Annotated in this window: 20 protein-coding genes; 4 read left to right on the forward strand and 16 right to left on the reverse strand. The window is 70.8% G+C overall.

All coding sequences use genetic code 11. From position 1 onward, the window contains the following. Positions 1–442 (reverse strand): FAD-dependent oxidoreductase (locus ACI8AG_RS08575; protein WP_456596699.1); only part of this gene is annotated, 442 nt, incomplete at its 3' end. A gap of 317 nt (positions 443–759) precedes the next feature. Here ACI8AG_RS08575 and ACI8AG_RS08580 point away from each other — a divergent pair. Then, positions 760–1,821 (forward strand): LuxR C-terminal-related transcriptional regulator, encoded by a 1,062-nt coding sequence (locus ACI8AG_RS08580; RefSeq protein WP_456596700.1) that lies wholly within the window; start codon positions 760–762, stop codon positions 1,819–1,821. 6 nt (positions 1,822–1,827) lie between these two features. On the opposite strand, the gene ACI8AG_RS08585 is transcribed toward ACI8AG_RS08580, so the two are convergent. From ACI8AG_RS08585 to ACI8AG_RS08650, 14 genes are all read right to left on the reverse strand, one after another. Then, entirely contained in the window at positions 1,828–3,033 is a 1,206-nt protein-coding gene (locus tag ACI8AG_RS08585; protein ID WP_456596701.1) for an MFS transporter, read from the reverse strand. Between the two features lie 110 nt (positions 3,034–3,143). Beyond that, complete coding sequence (locus ACI8AG_RS08590; protein WP_456596702.1) at positions 3,144–4,772, reverse strand: thiamine pyrophosphate-binding protein; 1,629 nt, start codon at positions 4,770–4,772, stop codon at positions 3,144–3,146. 59 nt (positions 4,773–4,831) lie between these two features. Then, on the reverse strand, positions 4,832–5,611 hold the full coding sequence (locus ACI8AG_RS08595; RefSeq protein ID WP_456596703.1) for an SDR family NAD(P)-dependent oxidoreductase: 780 nt from the start codon (positions 5,609–5,611) through the stop codon (positions 4,832–4,834). Next, a complete protein-coding gene (locus tag ACI8AG_RS08600; RefSeq protein WP_456596704.1) occupies positions 5,608–5,883 on the reverse strand; it encodes a hypothetical protein in 276 nt (91 codons plus the stop codon). The genes ACI8AG_RS08595 and ACI8AG_RS08600 overlap by 4 nt, the downstream gene beginning before the upstream one ends. Positions 5,884–5,911: 28 nt before the next feature. After that, positions 5,912–6,436: a 3-phenylpropionate/cinnamic acid dioxygenase subunit beta gene (locus ACI8AG_RS08605; protein WP_456596705.1), complete on the reverse strand. Its 525-nt coding sequence runs from the start codon at positions 6,434–6,436 to the stop codon at positions 5,912–5,914. Then, positions 6,433–7,755: an aromatic ring-hydroxylating oxygenase subunit alpha gene (locus ACI8AG_RS08610; protein WP_456596706.1), complete on the reverse strand. Its 1,323-nt coding sequence runs from the start codon at positions 7,753–7,755 to the stop codon at positions 6,433–6,435. Before ACI8AG_RS08610 ends, ACI8AG_RS08605 begins: the two co-directional genes overlap by 4 nt. A 2-nt stretch (positions 7,756–7,757) precedes the next feature. Further along, entirely contained in the window at positions 7,758–8,795 is a 1,038-nt protein-coding gene (locus ACI8AG_RS08615) for a dihydrodipicolinate synthase family protein (RefSeq protein WP_456596707.1), read from the reverse strand. 74 nt (positions 8,796–8,869) lie between these two features. Further along, positions 8,870–9,712: a DODA-type extradiol aromatic ring-opening family dioxygenase gene (locus ACI8AG_RS08620; protein ID WP_456596708.1), complete on the reverse strand. Its 843-nt coding sequence runs from the start codon at positions 9,710–9,712 to the stop codon at positions 8,870–8,872. Between the two features lies 1 nt (position 9,713). Next, a complete protein-coding gene (locus ACI8AG_RS08625) occupies positions 9,714–9,965 on the reverse strand; it encodes a hypothetical protein (RefSeq protein WP_456596709.1) in 252 nt (83 codons plus the stop codon). 200 nt (positions 9,966–10,165) lie between these two features. Next, positions 10,166–11,311, reverse strand: coding sequence for an alpha/beta hydrolase family protein (locus ACI8AG_RS08630; protein ID WP_456596710.1), 1,146 nt, complete (start codon positions 11,309–11,311; stop codon positions 10,166–10,168). Between the two features lie 3 nt (positions 11,312–11,314). After that, positions 11,315–12,574 (reverse strand): NAD(P)/FAD-dependent oxidoreductase, encoded by a 1,260-nt coding sequence (locus ACI8AG_RS08635; protein WP_456596711.1) that lies wholly within the window; start codon positions 12,572–12,574, stop codon positions 11,315–11,317. Next, positions 12,571–12,780, reverse strand: coding sequence for a ferredoxin (locus ACI8AG_RS08640; protein WP_456596712.1), 210 nt, complete (start codon positions 12,778–12,780; stop codon positions 12,571–12,573). The genes ACI8AG_RS08635 and ACI8AG_RS08640 overlap by 4 nt, the downstream gene beginning before the upstream one ends. 42 nt (positions 12,781–12,822) lie before the next feature. Continuing rightward, positions 12,823–14,025 carry an amidohydrolase family protein gene (locus ACI8AG_RS08645; protein WP_456596713.1) on the reverse strand — a complete coding sequence of 401 codons (1,203 nt, stop codon included), beginning with the start codon at positions 14,023–14,025 and terminating at the stop codon, positions 12,823–12,825. After that, positions 14,022–14,609 carry an amino acid synthesis family protein gene (locus ACI8AG_RS08650; protein WP_456596714.1) on the reverse strand — a complete coding sequence of 196 codons (588 nt, stop codon included), beginning with the start codon at positions 14,607–14,609 and terminating at the stop codon, positions 14,022–14,024. Before ACI8AG_RS08650 ends, ACI8AG_RS08645 begins: the two co-directional genes overlap by 4 nt. Before the next feature lie 264 nt (positions 14,610–14,873). Here ACI8AG_RS08650 and ACI8AG_RS08655 point away from each other — a divergent pair, with 264 nt between their 5' ends. Then, entirely contained in the window at positions 14,874–15,470 is a 597-nt protein-coding gene (locus ACI8AG_RS08655) for an NADPH-dependent FMN reductase (RefSeq protein ID WP_456596715.1), read from the forward strand. Here ACI8AG_RS08655 and ACI8AG_RS08660 read toward each other — a convergent pair. Then, entirely contained in the window at positions 15,412–16,596 is a 1,185-nt protein-coding gene (locus ACI8AG_RS08660) for an MFS transporter (RefSeq protein ID WP_456596716.1), read from the reverse strand. The two genes, ACI8AG_RS08655 and ACI8AG_RS08660, sit on opposite strands and share 59 nt — an antisense overlap. A gap of 103 nt (positions 16,597–16,699) precedes the next feature. On the opposite strand from ACI8AG_RS08660, the gene ACI8AG_RS08665 reads away from it, so the two are divergent. Then, a complete protein-coding gene (locus tag ACI8AG_RS08665) occupies positions 16,700–17,248 on the forward strand; it encodes a DUF488 domain-containing protein (protein WP_456596717.1) in 549 nt (182 codons plus the stop codon). Between the two features lie 127 nt (positions 17,249–17,375). Further along, positions 17,376–18,377: a hypothetical protein gene (locus tag ACI8AG_RS08670; RefSeq protein ID WP_456596718.1), complete on the forward strand. Its 1,002-nt coding sequence runs from the start codon at positions 17,376–17,378 to the stop codon at positions 18,375–18,377. The last annotated feature ends 6 nt before the right edge of the window (positions 18,378–18,383 follow it).

Below are 18,383 nucleotides of genomic sequence, written 5' to 3' on the forward strand. Positions count from 1 at the left end.
AGCCCGCGCCGATGATGCCGAGGTGCTGGGCGTCGCGGAGCCGTTCGGGCAACCCCACGGCGTCGTCTATGGACCGGAGGAAGGAGACGTGCTCTTTGCCCGCGGGCAACGAGCGGACGCGGGAACCCGTGGCGACGACCAGGCCGTCGTAGGGGATCTCGGCGCCACCGTCGAGGACCACCGAGCAGAGGTCGGCGCGGAGTTCGACGGCACGTCGGCCGAGGAGCAGGGTCACGCCCTGGTCCTCGTACCACCTGGGCTCGCGGAGCAGCGCCGGCTCCGGCCGGTACCGCAGCGCCTCCTTCGACAGGGGCGGCCGGTCGTAGGGCAGACGGGGCTCGGCGCCGACGAGCGCGATCTCGCCCTGGAACCCGTCATCGCGCAGCCGCTCGATGGCGTGCACCGCGGCCAGCGAGGCACCCACCAGGACGACCCTGTTCATGCGCACACCTCTCGGACCGGCCCACCTAGGCCACTCGGGACGACCCTAGGACAACGCCACTACCCAGGTTCGGAACGGGGTGGTGTCGCTGGCGCGGCGGCACGAGGAGGCGCGGGAGGGGTTACATCGCATCGACGTCGACGTCACAGTTCGGAAACCGAAAGGGATGAAGATCACCCCCGTGATCCGGATCCGGTGGCGGGCGACGTTACAGTGCGGTGCATCACATCGCTCGTCGTCCGCCAGCTCTGCCGTGCACTCGGTCTGCAGACGCGGCGGCGAGCGGACGGGCTTGAGGACCTGAGGGGTGCGCGAGGGTGTCCAGGGCACGGGTAGAGCAGGAACGTCACCGATTCGCCGGCGCGCTGCAGGCCGCGCTGACGAAGGAGGACGTCGCCGAGGCGTACCTCGGGTCCGTCGGCCGGGTGATCGAGGCCCAAGGCCTGGGGCTGTACGAGCTCGATCCCGAGCGCGGAGCCGTCGTGGACGTCCGCGCCACCGTGGACGGCGAGGTCCTCGAGCACTACGAGGAGTTCGGCCGCGCGGACGACCCGGTGCTGCGCTTCGTCGCCCTGCAGCGCCGGCCCATCGATTCCTCCCGGGTCACGAGCCGGAAGGAGTGGGACGGCTGCGGGGCTCGGCATGCGCTGGGGCTCGGAGGCTTCGGGCACTCCCTCGAGGCCCCGGTCATGGTCTCCGGTGTCATGCTCGGCACGATCAACTTCGCCCGCCCAGTGCACCAGCCTGCCTTCAGCGACACGGACCTGGTTTCTGCCCGCCTGGTCAGCGAGCAGCTCGGGCTCGCGACCGAGCGCGCGCTGCGGTTCGAGCTGGCCGGGCACCGGACGAACGCGCTGGAGCACGCGCTCGACCGGCTGCCGCAGGCGGTGGTCGTCACCGACCTCGACGCGAACGTGATCTACCAGAACCGGACGGCGCGCAACGACCTCGGGCTCTGGGACGCCCCCGTCCCTGTGTCCGACCCCGTCCGGGCGTGCATCGAGCAGGCCATGACCGAGTTCCGGGCCGAGGGGAAGCGGGTGTCCACCAGGAGCATCCGCGAGGCCGCGACGGGCAAGCAGTCGATCGTCAAGTCCTACCGGCTGTCCGAGCGCGAGCGGACGGCCGTCACGGTCGTCTTCCCGTGCCCCGACGAGAAGACGGCGAAGCAGCTGCCGGCGTGGGACGTGCTCACCAAGCGCGAGCAGGAGATCGCCCAGCTGGTCAGCGAGGGGCTCACGACGAAGCAGATCGCGGCCAAGGCGTTCATCAGCGAGAACACCGTCAAGCAGCACCTCAAGCGGGTTTTCGCCAAGACCGACGTCAGCAACCGGGCCGAGCTCGTCCAGCTGATCTGGACGGCGAGCAACGCCTCCTGAGGGGGCTCAGGCAGGAATCTGGCCGGGCCGCCCGACCCGGGTGCCCAGCACCAGCTGACCCACAGCCAGCAGCAGCACGTACACCAGCAGGTGCTGTCCGGGGCCGAACAGCTCCCGGATCCCTCCGGCCACGAGCAGACCGAGCGCCACGCCCCCGTAGGCGGAAGCCTGCGCCATGGAGGACAGCCGGCTCGCGGTTCGGTCACCCCCGGCACGGAGGCTGATCAGCGACAACGCGACCACCATGGAGGCGCCGAGGGCGAGCCCGCTCAGGGCTACCCAGACGACGACCAGCCCCGGCGCCAGCAGCATCCCGGCCATCGCGACGACGATCCCGACCGGGACCAGGGCAGCGGTGATCCGCTGGTCGCCCCGGATCGTGAGCACGCGTGGCACCGCCAGGTTGCTGATGATCCCCACCACGAGGAAGACCGAGAGGTGGAATCCCGCGGCACCCGGGCGGACACCCATGTCCTGTTCGACCGTGGGCAGCCAGCTGAGCAGGACGTAGAACGCTGTCGACTGCAGGCCGAAGTAGCCGGCCACCTGCCAGGCCAGGGGCGACCGCCACATCGAGACGGCGCCCAGGGCGGGGGCAGGGAGGTCCCTCTGCTGCGGGGGAGGCGGCCCGGCGGTGCGGACCCGCGGCAGCCAGACGAGGAGGCCGACGACGATCGAGCCGCCCCAGACCGCGAGCGCCGTCCGCCAGGACCCGGTGGCCTCGGCCACCGGCACCGCGAGCCCCGACGCCGCCCCGGCCACCATGCTCTGCACCGCGATGTAGTAGCCGGTGATCCTCGGGACCAGTGCGGGGAAGTCACGCCGCGTGACCACCGGGAGCAGCACGTTGCCCACCGCGATGGCTGCGCCGATGACCACCGTGCCGAGCAGCAGCGTCCATGCGGGCGCAGGCTCGGGGAGCGAGCGGATCACGGTCCCCGCGCCGAGCACGAGCATCGATCCGAAGAGGGTCCGGTCGACGCCGAAGCGCGATGCCAGCGCGTGCACCAGCGGTGACACCACCGCGAACGCCGCGACCGGGGCGGCCGCCAGGACGCCGAGCTGCACCGGCGACATCCCGGTGTCCTCACCGATGAACGGCAGGACCGGTCCGACCGCCGAGATGAGGGCCCGGAGATTGATGGCCACCGCGAGGACACCGACCAGCAGCAGCGCGTAGGACGGGGTTGCCGCCCGCTGCCCGTGGCTCACCTCGCGTCCGATCCCAGGAAGCGCGTCACGGGCCAGGCCTCACTCTCGTCGGCGACGTGGTGGCTCCGGGTGGCCGAGCGATGCCTGGGAGGTGACCGGACGCGCGGTCGTCAGTGCAAGCCCGGGTCCGGGATCGTGGCGGCATCGAGGATCACCTCGGCGAGGACGGGGCCACACCGCGGGCGAACCAGCTCCTCGAGCCGCCGGAAGTCCGACCACCCCTCGATCCGCACGGCGGTTCCCCCGAGCGAGGAGGCCACCGTGGTGAAGGCCGGCCAGTCGAACGTGGTGAGCTTGGGATCGAGCTGCTGATCGACGAATCGGTAGTACTCGGCACCGTAGGCGCTGTCGTTCAGCAGGATCACGACGACGTCCAGACCGTTGCGCACGGCGGTGTTGAACTCGGCGAGGCCACCCAGCATGAAACCGCCGTCCCCGGCGACGACCAGCGCCGGGACCTCGGGCCGGCCGACAGCTGCACCGATGCCGTAGCCGACGCTCATGCCGATGTGCCCGACGTTGAGGCAGTGCGCGTAGTCCCACGGATGGTCGACGTCGAGGATCCGCAGCGCCTCGTGGGAGAAGCGCCCGCCGTCGATGGTGAGGGTGCGGCGTCGCGGCAGGATCTCGTTGACCCGGTGCAGAACGCCGGTGAGCGTGAGCGGGCCGTCGGCCTGCACCGCACCGCGGTCCTCCTCGTGCCAGGCGGCGATGCGCCGGGCGAGGTCGTCACTGCGGAAGCCTGCGGCCGGCGCCTCTGCCTCCTCGACGAGGGCGAGCAGGCCGCGCGCGGTCGTCGAGACGTCGCCGGCGATCGCCACGTCGACCGGGAAGTAGCGCCCCAGGGCCGCGGGGTCGGTGTCGACCTGGACGACGCGCTTGCCGTCGAGCAGTTCACCCTTCAGCGTCGTGAGGGCGCTGAGGGCGGCACCGAAGACCACGAGGCAGTCGGCCCGGGCGATCACCTCGGAGGCCACGGGGTGGGAGAGCGTCCCGACGACGCCGATGTTGCACGGATCGTCGGCGAACAGGCCCTTGCCGCGGAGCGTGGTGGCCACCGGCGCTCCGATGCGCACCGCGAGCTCGCGGAGGGCGTCCGCGGCTCCGAGGCCGCCGGCGCCGCGGCCGCCGATGACGAGCGGACGACTGGAGCCGATGATCACGCCGGCCGCGTCCTCGAGATCCTCGGGCGCCGGCGTCAGCACCCCCGTCGTCAGCCGACCCCGACGAGCGGCGCGGGGCTCGGCCGGCGCCTGCTGGAAGTCGGCCGGCACTTCGAGGACGACCGGACGACGCTCGAACACGGCCTGGCTCACCGCGGCCGCCAGGTCCTCGGCCGCGGTGTGCACCGAGCGGACCTGCCGGTAGCCGGCCCCCGTGGGGACGACCACCTCCCGCTGCGGGATGTTCTGCAGGTGGAAGGCCTCGCTGCGCGTCGTGTCGCCGGCCACGACGACCAGCGGATAGTGCCCGCGGGCCGCATCGAACAGTGCACTCACGCAGTTGGCGATCGCGCCGTGGGTGACGGTGGCGACGCCGACGCGACCGGTGACGGCGGCGTACCCAGCCGCCATGAGGACCGCACCGCCCTCGTTCGCCGCCGCGACGAACCTGCCCCCCTCGTTGCGGTGGAACGAGTCGACGACGTACATGTTCGCGTCGCCCATCACGCCGAACATGACCTCGACGTCCAGGCCGGCCAGTGCCTGGGCGAGGACGTCGTTGAAGCGCTTGACCATCTCTCAGCCTCCGCTGTCGCGTGGGTCGGACCTGTGAGCGCGACCGGAGGACCGGCAGGTCATGGCCGCCGTCCTCCGTCCGTGTTGAGAACGGCCGCGGTCACGATGCCCGCCGCAGCCCGGTCCGCGAGGTAGAGGTACGCACCGGCGTGGTCCTCGGGACGCGGAGCGACCCCGAGCAGGGTCCCTGCGGCGATGCGCTCGTCACGGCCCTCGACGCGGTCGGCCGTCTGGGTCTGACCCAGCGCGGACAGTCCGCCGAAGCGCGTGCCGGTCGTCCCTCCGGGCGCCACCCCGTTGACCCGCACCTCGGGCGCGAGATCGGCCGCGAGGTGCGCGACGACCCCGCGCAGCGCCCACTTGGAACTCCCGTAGAGCACTCCCCCGCCGACCGGGTGGAAGGCCGACTCCGACAGGGTCAAGGTGACCGAGCCGCGCGCACGCTGCAGCGCCGGCAGGGCGGCGTGAACCGCCGACAGCGTGCCCAGGACGTTGACGCGGAACACCTCGTCGGCGGCGGCGAGCAGCTCCGCCGCCGACAGGGTGCGCAGGCTCGCGTAGTAGTCGAACACCCCCACGCAGCTGGTGAGGTTGTCCAGCCCCTCGGCGGCGGACGCCCGCTCCACGGCTTCGGCGAGGCGATCGGGATCGGTCGCGTCGCCCACCATCACGTCGAGCGCCGGTCCGCCGAGCTCGGCCAGCTCCCGGGCGTGGCCGGCGGAGCGTTCCAGGACAGTGACCGACGCTCCCTCGGCCGCATAGCGCAGCGCCACGGCACGGCCGATGCCCGACCCGCCACCGGTCAGGAGGATCCGCTGCCCGTCGAGGCGCCCGGTCACTGCCCGGGGTTTCGCGCGATCAGCTGGCTGATGAGCTCCGGCTCCTGGTAGCTGAGGCAGTCCAGCGCCACCGCGTCGAGCAGGACCCTGCTGCCCCGCCGGGGGGACCAGATGTCCAGTCGCATGCCGTTGCGGGTCTCCACCTTGCGGATCACCACGTCCGCGAACTCGTTGGCGATGACGATCGGGCCGTCATTGCCCCCGTCGACGGGGTACTCGGAAACCTCGCCGATCTCCGGACGCTCCACGCCAGGGTCGTTCTGCTCCGCCACGATGTCGCCTTCCTGTCGGGATAGCTGCTCAGATGAAGATGGACATGTTGTGCGCGTTGATCAGCGACTGGTCCAGGGCCGCCCACCGGCGCGCGAGCTCCCACCAGTCCGCCGTGCGCCGGACCGTGTCCTTGCGGAAGAGCGAGTAGAGGCTCGGGTTCGGGTCGTCGCCGCGGCTGCGGTAGATGAAGACGTTGGACGACACGAGGAACTCGTCGGCCTTCTCCGTCCGGTCCACCACCACGTTGGTCACGAAGTGACGCGTGCGGGACGGCGGCTGCTCGGCCCACGCGAAGTCGGTCTCGAGGCGTCGCACCCGCACCTCGAGGGTGCCCTTCGTGTCGTCGAAGATCCGGGACGTCGGCGCCAGCTCCCAGTCCGCGAGCCCCTCACGGGTCACGCGGACCGGCACCTCGTAACGAATGTCGTCGGCCAGGAACTCCAGCCAGTCGCGGAAACGCCGCTCGTCGAGTGCGAGCGCCTCCCGGTAGAGGAACTCGGTGATGTCGAGGACCGTCTCGCGATCCACCCGCGGCTGCTGCGTCGCCGTCACGACCCGACCTCCCCCACCAGGTAGTCGCCCCACCGGCTCCAGAGGTTCCTGAAGTTGGTGTCGTTGACGTAGGGCTTGACCACGTGGCCGGGGCCGGGGAACTCCGGGTCCCGCTCGCTGTCCATGCCCATGATGTAGGGGAAGTCGACGTCCTTGACCAGCGTCGACTTCGCCGACCGCGTGACCTTCGTCCAGTTCTCGAAGTCGTCCTGCTCGAAGGTGCCGGCCTGGCCGAAGGCCAGGGTGTACGCCTTGTACGCCTCGTCCTTGTAGGCCTGGGATGCGCCCTTGGGGACGAGACACCACGAGTACATCTCCATCCGCCCCGGCCCGATCGGGTGGTATAGCCGCATGGTCACGAACCGGACACCCGGCTCACCGGGCACCAGGCTGAAGGGCTGCATCAGGAAGGAGAGGTTCGGGAAGACCGTCCCCACCGCGGTCCGGACCTTCGAGAAGACCTCGATCTGCGCCGGGGACAGCGTCCGCCTCATCTCCGCGGCCAGTTCCTCGGGGAACCCGCCGAACGGGGGGAAGGTGGGGCTGTGGCCGAGCCCGATGCCGTGCCCGCGGCCCGGGATGCTGGCCGCCCACCCCTGGCTGTGCGTCGACCCCGATGACGGGAAGTACCCGAGGTTGAAGCCGAACTGGTGGGCGACTGGGGTGTGGTAACCGTCTCCGGCGAAGTTCTCGGCGCAGATCTTCCAGTCGGTGTCGGCGACCCAGTGGTCCGGCGGGCCGTGCACCTCGCTGCCCGCCTCGCCTTGCTTGAGGTACAGATCGAGGTAGAACTGGAACCCGTCCAGGTACTCCTCCAGGCTCGGCGCGCCCGGATCGAGGCAGCCGAAGACCAACCCGGCGTAGGTGTCGACGCGGACCCGCACCAATGGCCAGTCCTTGCGCTTGAGCCGACCCTGGTAGCCCTCCTTCATGTAGGGCACGCCGACCAGTTCCCCGGAGTTCTTGTAGGTCCACCCGTGGTAGGAGCAACGGAAGTGGGAGGCGTTGCCCATCTCCGACTTGCACATGACGTTGCCGCGGTGGCGGCACATGTTCAGGTTGGCGTGGATCTGCCCGTGCTCGTCCCGCGCGACGATGATGTTGTTGTTCCCGATGTACCGCGTGACGTAGTCACCAGGTGCCGGGATCTCCGACTCGTGCGCGAGGAAGCACCACGCACGTGAGAACAGGCGCTGCTGCTCGAGGTCGTAGATCTGCTGGTCGTTGAAGGCCCTCGCCGGGAACCGGCCCTCGCCGATCCCCTTGCGGATGTCCTGCAGCGATGCCTCGATGTCGCCGTTGACCGCCCAAGCCGTCACGACTACACCTGCTCGGTCTTCTTGCGCGGGCCGAACTTCTTCTCGATCTCCGCGGAGATCTGCTTGTACCGGTCGACGTGCTCGATCGTCGACGTCACGTGCTGCTCCGGCACGAGGTCCTCGGTGTACGGCGGACGGCACTTGCCGACGTTGATGTAGCCGGCCTCGTTGATGCGGATCTTCTCCAGCGGGATGTTGTACTTCGCGAACTCCATGAAGTCCTGCCCGACGAGGAACGGCTCGTGCGCCCAGCGAAGACGCTCGGTCAGCCAGCGGGCGTCCTCGGTGCGGCCCTGCTGCAGCGCGTCCCGCAACTCCAGGACCGGGCCCGGGCCCATGGCCGTGGTGGAGGACCACGCCATCCCGACGAGCTCCTCGCCGTACATCTCCCACGCAGGGAACCAGTCGGTCTCGATCGGCATCAGCGGGAAGCTCGTCCCGGTGTGCGCCATGTCGTTGTGGTACCGGAAGCCCACCGAGGCACCGCCGGCGTACTTCACCGCGACCACCTGCGGCAGCTCGATCAGCGTCTTGTAGACCGAGCGCGGGATGATGCCGCGGAAGGCGGCGGTGTTGTCGTAGACGACGATGGCCATCTCCGGGACGGCGGTCGCGACGTCGCGGTAGAAGCGCTCCATGACCGGCGCCACCATCTCCCCCCACATCGGCCGGCCCAGCAGCGTGCCGGTGATGCCGAGGTCGGCGAGGAACTGCATCCGGCTGACGGTGTCGCGGGTGTTGAGCGTCGTGGTGCCGATGAACACGGGGAAGTCCGGGTTCACGTCGCGGACCGTCTCGGCCACGCAGCCGGCGAAGGCCTTCCACTCCTCGAAGGTGAGGGTCGCCATCTCACCGAGGGTGCCGTTCAGCGCGATGGCGTCGACGCCGTCGGCGATGAGCGCACGGATCATCCGCTCGGTCTCCTGCAGGTCGACGGTGTCCACCGCGTCGACCCGCTCGGCGCCCGGAAGCGCCGGGGTGGGCGGGTAGGCCATCACGCCACGCATGTCACGGCCGGTCACCTTGGGCAGCTTGCTCATCTGGTCTCCTCTGACTGGCGCAGCCGACGCTGCGCAGACGGTGTGCGGTGGTGCTGGTCTGGTGGATGGATGGGTCAGAGCCGCGCGGCCGCGACCGCGGTGCCGGTCAGCCACTCGGGCACCGGCTCGTAGGCGAGGACCTCGAACGGCGTGCCGGCGGCCCCTGCGGCCACCAGCCATGTGCGGATCTCGTGGGCTCCGTTGCCGGCCCTGTCGATCTCGTCCTGGGAGTAGTCGGTGAGCCGCTCGCGGTCACCGGACTCCAGGCGGGCGAGGAAGTCCCGGTCGAACTCGGTGTTGATGTCCCCGGACTCGGGAAGGCCGACCCAGTGGGAGAGACCGCCGGTGCCGATGACCACGACCCGCTGCGCGGCGGTCTGGGCCTCGACCGCCCGCCGGATCATGACGCCGAAGTCGTAGCACCGCTTGGGCGTGGGCCACGGCGGGTTGACACCGTTGACGATGACGGGGACGAGGGGGTACTTCGACTCCGGGTCCAGGAGCTTGAGCGGGACGCAGAAGTTCTCGTCGAAGTCCAGGCCTCCCTCCACCAGCGACGGGTCGAACTCCGACGCGAGCGCGAAGTCGTAGAGATGACGGCCCAGCTCGGCGTCGCCGGGGTACTGGTGCTGCTCCACCCGGAGGAAGGCGCCCATCTCGGCGGTCACCGGCCCCAGGTAGGAGTCGCCGGTCGCGATGGCGAACGCCGGCAGGTTGCCGAGGTGGAAGTTGGTGAAGTGCTCCACCGAGACGGCGACCACCGCGTCCGGCTGCAGGGCGTCGAGCCGGCGGCGCGCCTCCGCGTACGCCTGCTCCACGACCTCGCGCTGGCCGGGCCGGGCCCTTTCCGGCCAGCCGGTGATCCCCGGCGAGTGGGAAGCCATGAAGGCGCCGACCACCGTGCCCGTCTTCGACATCTCAGCTCACCTCTCCTCGGATGCGCGCGTAGTACTCGGCGCGGTCGACCTGCAGCTGGATGGCGCAGAAGTAGAGGAGGTAGGGGTTGATGCCCCGCTCGTACAACGCCTTGAAGTCCAGCGCCTTCATGGACTGCCGCCACTCGCCCTCGATGCCGTACTCGTCCAGCACCACATCGGGGTCCGCGAGGTACCGCTCCTTCAGCGCTCCGTCGCGGCGGATGTCCCACAACAGCTTGTGCAGGCTGTACACGCCCTCACCTCTCCGTGTGCTGTCGGTGCGTCGTCGGTCGCCGCTCTGACCTGGCGGCACCGGAATCTCCCGACCGGATGACTCGACCCTAGGGACGGTGGGGAGCCGCTCGTACTACCCGTCCGGGTCCATTCGGCGGTGGGGTGACCCCCTGTTCTCGCGGGGGTTCCGGGCGGGAGCCACCCCACCGCCGGCGGGTCTCAGATCTTGTGCGCGAACCAGTCCGAGAGCCGCGACGTGGCGACGGTGAAGTAGTCGTAGCTGCAGTGCAGCGACCCGGCCCCGTCGTAGATGTCCACCGTGACGTCATCGGTCGTGAGCGCCTCGACGAAGCGGTGAGCACCCTTGATGTCCATGATGATGTCGCGGGTGCCGTGCATGACGTAGACGGGGATCCGGAGCTTGTCCGCGACGCCGTCGAGCGTGAACTCGGCCAGCTTCTTCCGGGCCTCCGCGTCGTCCTTCGAGCCGCTGAGCCACTGCAGCTGCTCCTGGAGCGGCGGGTAGAACTCGTAGAAGTCGGTGAGGATGCTCCACGTCCCGCACCACGCGGCTACAGCCTTCACCCGGGGCTCGAACGCGGCCGCACGCGGCGCGTAGTAGCCGCCGAAGCTCACGCCGGCGAGGCCGAACCGGTCGGCGTCCACGTCGGAGCGCTGCTCGAGGAAGTCGAAGATGGCCTTGACCGGCACCTCGTAGTCGGGCCGGCTGTACATCTCCTTGAACCGCAGGCTGCTCCCCCGGCCGGGCGTGTCGACCATGACCACGTTCATGCCGCGGGCCGGGAACTCGGTGCCGCCCAGGAAGTAGAGCTCCTCGGCCCAGGAGTCGGCGCCACCGAGGAAGAGCACGGTCGGGCGGGCCTGGCCGGAGTTGTCCGGCCGGACGATGTAGCCCTCCATGGTCTTGCCCTCGAAGGGCACCTCGATCTGCTCGATGAGACCGTCGCTCAGCGACGCCGCCTGCCGGAAGTTGCCCCGGCCGTTGTTGTAGGCCTCGGCCCGGCGCGGGTCGTGCGAGCGCAGGAAGAACTCCGAGTGGCGGTAGTAGCTGCACGAGCGGAAGAGCGCGCGCCGCGCCGTGGTGATGTCGCCCCGCTCGAGGGCGGCGCGGCCCTGCGCGGCGACCTCCTCGGCCGTCCGGTTCCACTCGCGGTACCAGACCTCGCCGTCGGTGGTCGTGTCCCCGATGCGGGCCGCGGTGCGGGCGCACTCGAACAGGTCCGCACCCCCGACCGCGACCTGCGCGAGGAGCCGCATGGTCTGCAGCGACCAGTCCTCGTCCTGGGGGAAGAGCTCGATGATCGACAGCGCGTCTTCGTTCGACACGGACGTCGTCTCGGTCATGGACTACACCTCCTGTACGCCTGGCTGGATTCCAGGACTTCTCGTGGCTGGGCTTCTCGTGGGCCTGACGGCGGTGCCGCCGGTGATCCGGTCGGCGACCTCCGCCCACGGAGTGCGGTTGCGGATCGCTTCGCGGTACTCCGCGAGGCGCCGTGGCGTGGCCACGCAGACGGCCCCCCGGAGGACGCCGCCTCTCCCGTAGAGCGCGACCAGCGCGTTGGGCTTGGGTTCCTCGAGGACGATGTCGTCACCGGCGTCGGCCCGGCCGACGAAGCGGATCTTGGCCTCGTGCTGGTCGCTCCAGAAGTACGGCACCGCCCGGTAGTCCTCCCGCTCGCCGAGCAGGGTCCCCGCGGCGTGGCGTCCCTGCTCCACGGCGTTGGTCCAGTGCTCGACGCGCATGTCCTCGCCGAACAGGGAGTTGTGCCACTGCGCGACGTCGCCGGCTGCGACGACCCGGGGCATCCCCGTGCTCAGGTCCGGCGCGCACCGGACGCCGTTCGCCAGCGCGAGGCCGCTGCCGGCCAGCCAGTCGGTCTGCGGAACGGCCCCGACCCCGGCCAGGACGACGTCGGCGGAGAGCGTCGGCCCCTCGGCGAACTCGACGGTGAAACCGCCGCGGGCCGGGGTGATCTGCCGGAGGGCGACGGCGCACCGCACATCGACCCCGTTGCGTTCGTGCAGCCGGCGGATCCACTCACCGACCTGAGGCCCGAATGCGCGGTTCAGCGGCGTCGCCGCGGTCTCGACCACGGTGACGTCGACGCCGAGCTGCCGAGCGGTCGCCGCGACCTCCAGTCCGATGAACCCGGCGCCGACGACGACGAGGTGCCGACCCGGCACGAGGTCCGCCCGGAGCCGCCGGCTGTCCTCCCAGGTCCGGAGGCGGTGGATGCGGGACGGCTCACCGCACGGGACGGGGAGCTCGCGCGCCGCGGATCCGGTCGCGATGACCAGCCCGTCGAACCCGAGCTCGCTGCCACCGTCGAGCTGGAGCGACCGGCTCGACCCGTCCATCGACAGGACGCGGCGCCCCAGTCGCAGACCGATGCCCCGTTCGTCGTACCAGGACTCCGGGTGCAGCGGCAGCTCGCCGTCGGCGCTCGAGTCGAGCAGGGCCTTCTTCGACAGGGGTGGCTTGTCGTACGGGAGCCCCGCCTCCGCGTCGACCACGGTGATGTCCCCGTCGAACCCCCGGTCGCGCAGCCCCTCGGCCGCACTCACGCCGGCGAGCGAGGCGCCGACGATCGCGATACGTCTCACTCGGGGACGCTCTCGACGGTGATCGCGTGGGCCGGGCAGCCCCGCGCCGAGGCGTCCGCCTTCGCGCGGAGCTCGTCACCCGGCATCTCCTGGCGGAGAACGGCGATGTCCTCGTCCTCGTCGAAGTCCCAGATCTCCGGCGCTTCGATGAGGCAGTTGGCGTATCCCTGGCACTTGGTGCGGTCGAAGACCATCCGATAGCCCATGGGTGGGTCCTCCGAACTCGAGAGGTGGCGTGGACGGGCGGCTCAGTGGCCGGCGGCGCTCAGGTGCGGCATGTCGGGGGTCACCGACGCCAGACGTGCCGCGCGGGGGGTGTTCCGGCTGGTCAGGTTGCGTAGCTCGCCTCCGGTGACCACCGCGGTGATGCCGGGGATGTCACCCACCGCGAGGGCCCCGAGCGCGTCGTCGCGGGTGGAGCCCCACGGGGCGTCGAGGACGACCAGGTCGGCAGCCCGCCCGACCTCGATGAACCCGGCCGGCAGGTCCCACACCCGCGCGTTGTTCCCCGTGGCGGCGGCCCAGATCATCGCCGGGTCCAGGCCCGAGAACGAGGACAGCTCCGCGACCGTCTTGATGACCCCGAGGGGCATCACGCCGGTACCGGTCGGCGTGTCCGAACCGATCACCACCCGCGCGAACTGCCCGTCATCGACGGCCTTGCGCAGGATCCGCAGGGACGACTGGAGGTTGCCCGCCTGCACCAGCTGGAGCGCCATCGAGGTCTCCTCGATGATGCGGTCCACGCCCGCGGCGGGCAGAGAGGTCGGCCCGCCGTTGATGTGCCCGCAGACGTCGGGCGCCAGGTGCAGCAGGTGGTCGGGCGTGATCGGCTTGCTGCCGGGGATGCTGGCACCGCCCGAGTGGCACATGACCGTGATGCCGTGCGCCTGCGCGCCGCGCACCTGGTCGTAACCGTCGGCCGGGTCCTCGTAGAGGCCGAAACCGAACTTGGCGAGGCGGACACCGGCCGCCTGGAGCTCGGCGAAGTCGCTGTCCCGCAGCGTCGGCTCGAGCACCACGGCGCCCGCATGGACCGTCATCCCGCCCGGGTGGAAGTTCTCGAAGCAGGTCCTGGCCGCGATCGCGAGCGCCTTGACCCCCGCCGCGCTGTGCGGGCGACCCTGCGCGTGGATCTCCCCGGGGGAGACCACGCTGGTGATCCCTCCGTGCACGTAGCTGGCGAGGAAGTCCACCGTCTTCTGGCGCGGGGTGTAGTCGCCGAGCACGACGTGGCAGTGGGAGTCGATGAGTCCTGGCGCGATGGTCGCGCCGTTCGCGTCGACGACGACGTCGGACGACGCCACCTCGCTCGCCAGGTCCTGGCGCCGACCGATGTGGGCGATCTTCCCGCCGCGGCTGATGACCGTGTCGACGCCGTCGAGCACCGGGGCCTGGAAGTCGCCGGAGACGACGGTGCCGGCCCCGACGACGGCGATGTCGCCGTTCACTGGGCGGCCCCGCGCCGGGCCTCGTCGACGGTCATCCCGCCGACCCGCGCGTTGATCCGGCCCCGGTTGGCGACGGCCGCGATCACGACGATCTCGTCCGGGTGCGGAGCGTCCGGGATGCGCACCTCGAGGGCGTCGTAGTGGCTGCGCACCCAGATCTCGTCCTTGTAGGCCAGGGGGACGTCGATGACCGCACCGGCGGTGGCCGCCTTGGTGACCGAGGTGATCCAGGCCTTGCCCCCGCCGATGGCGCTTCGGAAGGCGTCCCCGAACACCGACGTCACCGCCGCGTTGACGTGCTCCTGCTCGCCGTCGGTGCCGACCAGCCCGGCCTTCCCGTAGCTCTCGACGGGATCGCCCAGCAGCCGGGCAGCCTCCTCGCCCAGCATGGTCCCGATGAACCCGGAGGACTCGACCAGCTCGCTGAGGTCCTCGACGTAGCCCTTGCCGGCGTAGGGGTTCTCCATCACGGCGCAAACGGCTACCCGGCGCAGCGGACCACGTTCGTCGGCTCGACCAGCAGCCGAGTGCACGACCTCCACCTGCGAGAAGACCTTGCGGATGGCGGGTTGAGTACTGGCCACGGTCTCTCCTTCGCTAGCGAACAAACGGCCACGTCAAGGGCCGACCAGGACACTAGGTTTGGCGAGAGCCCGGCTTGTCCCCCGGTTGGGTCAAATCGTGCGCTCGGCCGAGAGCCTCCGGATGCGCGATCTAGGTTGGTAGTGCAAGACCGCTATGCCCTCTGCCCCGCACGGTTCTCCGCACACCGGCCGCGGCAGGAACTTCCTCTTTCGGCGATCGCGGTTCGGCACGTCGGCGCCATCGCCGACCAGGACCATGATTCCGTGGACGACGCACATCTACTGGAGCATGACGTGAAGCTGAAGGTCGGCTATTTCGTCGGAAGCCTTTCGAGCCAGTCGATCAACCGAAGACTGGCCACGGCGTTGATCCGGCTCGCACCGAGCGATCTGTTGCTGGTGGAGGTCCCGATCGGGCGCTTGCCCCTGTACAACCGAGACCTCGATCGGGACTTCCCGCCGGAGGCTCGTGAGCTGAAGCGAGCCGTGGAGTCCGTCGATGGACTGCTCTTCGTCACCCCTGAATACAACCGCTCCATCCCGGGGGCATTGAAGAACGCCATCGACTGGGGCAGCAGGCCGTGGGGGGACAACTCTTTCGCGCGCAAGCCCTCGGCAATGATCGGCGCGTCACCCGGGGCGATCGGGACCGCCGTGGCCCAGCAATCGCTCAAGAGCATCCTCAGCTACTGCAATTCGCCACAATTCAACGCGACCGAGGCGTACATCCAGTTCCGACCGGAGCTCTTCAGCGACGACGGCGAAGTCCTGGATGACAGCACCCGAGCCTTTCTATCGGGATTCATGGCCGAGTTCCGCGACTTCGTCGTCCGCGTGCGGACGGTCCTTCCCCAGGAGTGACCCGGTCGTGGGGCTCAGTTCGCGGCCGCGCCGCGACGACGGCCAGGGGCCAGAGCACGGCCAGGACCAGGCCCACGGCCGCGTAGGTCCAGTCCAGTCCGATGCCGGCGGCCACCAGTCCGATGACGAGCGCCCCGCTCGCAGTCCCACCGTCGAACGACGCGTTCCACATGGCGCTGGCGGCCGTCGTCCCGCCCTCGCCGGCGCGCCGGAACGCGGCCAGCAGAGTGAGGTTCTGCACGGCGCCGAAGCCGGCGCCGCAGATGCCTGCCCCCATCAGGACCCACGCCGGGCCACTGCCCAGGCCGAGTGCGGTGACCAGCATCCCGGCTGCCGCAGTCCCCAACGACAGCGGCAGCAGCATCCGGCTGTGCATCCGATCGGCCAGCAGGCCCGCTCCCCAGCGCGTGACCGCTGCGGTGAGCCCGAAGACGAGCAACGCGACGGTCGCCAGCACCCCGTCCGGGAGTTCGATGGGCAGGAAGGTGACCAGACCACCCCCGGCCATGGTGACCACGAACAGCACGACCGACGGCGCCAAGGCCGCCCGGGCTGCCGCGAAACCCGTTCCTGCCGGTCCCGGTGGTGCTTCCGGCCCGATCGACCGGACGAGCATCGGTACGAACAGCACCCCCAACACGGGTGCCGCCGACAACCACGCCAACCACCCGATGTGCCCGTTCAGGACCAGCGCCACCCCGGCCGGGATGGCGACGAGGTTCGGGATCGCGATCGCCAGCCCGTAGACACCCACGGACTCCCCGCGCCGCTCTGGCGGGGCCACGCGCGTCGCGGACGTCGCCCCGAGCACGGTCAGGACGGCGAACCCGGCGCCCCGCACGGCGGAGATCGCGGAGATCCAGAGCACGCTGTCGTCGAACACGTACAAGGGCGCGGGGAGCCCCATCGCCAGCAGACCGGCGACCAGCACCGGCCCGGTGCCGAACCTCGCCGTCAGGGCCGGGACGACCGTCTGCGTGAGGATGGTGACCAGCAGGAAGACCGCGGTGACCACACCGGCGGAACCCTCCGTGGCGCCACCGGCGACCGCGTAGCTCGGGAGGGACGCCAGGGTGAGGCAGTAGCTGACGAAGCCCAGCAGCGTGACACCTATCAGGCCCTGCATCCCCCGTCCGCGCCACAAGGCCGTCCGCGCCCCCGCGAGTCCATGCACCACTCGAGCATGACCTGGGAGACGCGGTCGGCCGCGCCCGGGTAGGCAGGAGGGCATGCCGCTGCTGACCGTGGGCCACGGGTCCGACGACCGCACCGCGCTGGCGGCCCGGCTCGGCGGCGCGGGCGTGGAACTGCTCGTCGACGTGCGCCGGTTCCCCGGCAGCCGGACCAATCCCGACGTGCGACAGGAGGCCCTGGCGGAGTGGCTGCCCGCGGCGGGCATCGGCTACCGCTGGGAGGAGCGCCTCGGCGGCCGACGCCGGCTGCCGCCCGGCGAGCCGGTCGCCGACGACTGGTGGACGGTCGCGCAGTTCGCCGCCTACGCGGCCCACACCCGCACGAGGGACTTCGCCGCCGCGATGGACGAGGTCCTGGCCGCAGCCGCCGACCGCACGGTGGCGGTCATGTGCAGCGAGTTCGTGTGGTGGCGCTGCCACCGGCGGCTGGTCGCCGACGTCGCCGTCCTCGCCCGGTCGACGCCGGTGCATCACCTCATGCCCGACGGCCGGCAGAGTCCGCACCGCCCCTCCGACGGCGCGGTCCTCGGCGACGACGGCCGCGTCCACTGGCCCGCCGCCCGCGATGTTGATCAGGTGACCTGATCGTTAGGGGTCCTGGCTCAGCGTCGACCGTGAGCCAGGACCCCACGAGGTGAGCCAGGACGGCGGCTGTCCACAGGCTGCCCACGTTCCCGGCCCAGCGACCTCGCGGAATGGTGAGACTCCTCTGGTGCACCCGCTGCTGCAGTGCCGCGCCGACCGGCGTCTCGGAGTCTTCACGAGCCAGGAGGCGTTGGCGGCCGGCTACTCGGTCGACGACATCAAGACGGAGCTGCGCACCCGCCGGTGGACGCGGCTGCGCAAGGGCGTCTACGTCGAGTCCGCACGCCGGGGATCGGCGGACGCTGACCACCGCCATCTCATGGCAGGCATCGCCGTCCTGATGAGCCTCGCGCCCGGCCCGGTGCTCAGTCACGCGTCGGCCGCTCGCCGTCACGGGCTGCTCGTGCCGGCGTCCGCGGGTGGAGACGTGCGGGTCACCGCGGTCGACCAGTGGCGCGCCGGCCGGGGGTACCGCGTCGCCCGGGCCAGGCTCCCCGAGGCGGACGTCGTCCCCTGGATCGAGCCGTTCGCGACCACCTCCGTCCCCCGGACGCTGGTCGACTGCGGTCGGGAGTGGTCCCTGGTGGACACTGTGATCGCTCTGGACGCCGCTCTGCACAAGGGCCGCGTCCTCCGTTCGGCGTTGCAGCTCGCCGTGCACTCCGCCCGGCACCGGACCGGGGCTTCCCAGGCGGCCCGGGCGGTCGGTCTCAGCGACGGACGGGCGGAGTCGCCCCTGGAGAGCGAAGGCCGTCTCGCGCTGCTGGCCGCCGGGCTCCCCCGACCCGAACTGCAGGTCGATCTGCACGACGAGCGCGGGCTCATCGCCCGCATCGACGCCTGGTACGAGGAGGCGGCCGTGGCGATCGAGTTCGACGGCCAGGTGAAGTACAGCGATCCGTACGGGGGCCGATCACCGCACGACGTCCTCTGGGAGGAGAAACGCCGGGAGGACCGCGTCCGCCGCCTCGACGTCCGCGTGGTGCGCATCGCCAAGGCCGACCTGGGCGCTCCCTGGCCGCGGGTGACCGCCGACCTGCGGCGGATGCTGGCGACGCCGCAGGCGAGGCCGCGGCGCTTCACCGTCGTCCGTCGTCCGGAGCCGGGGTCGGAGCTCGACGTCGCCTGAGCCCGC

This window comes from Blastococcus sp. SYSU DS0552, from assembly GCF_054050815.1.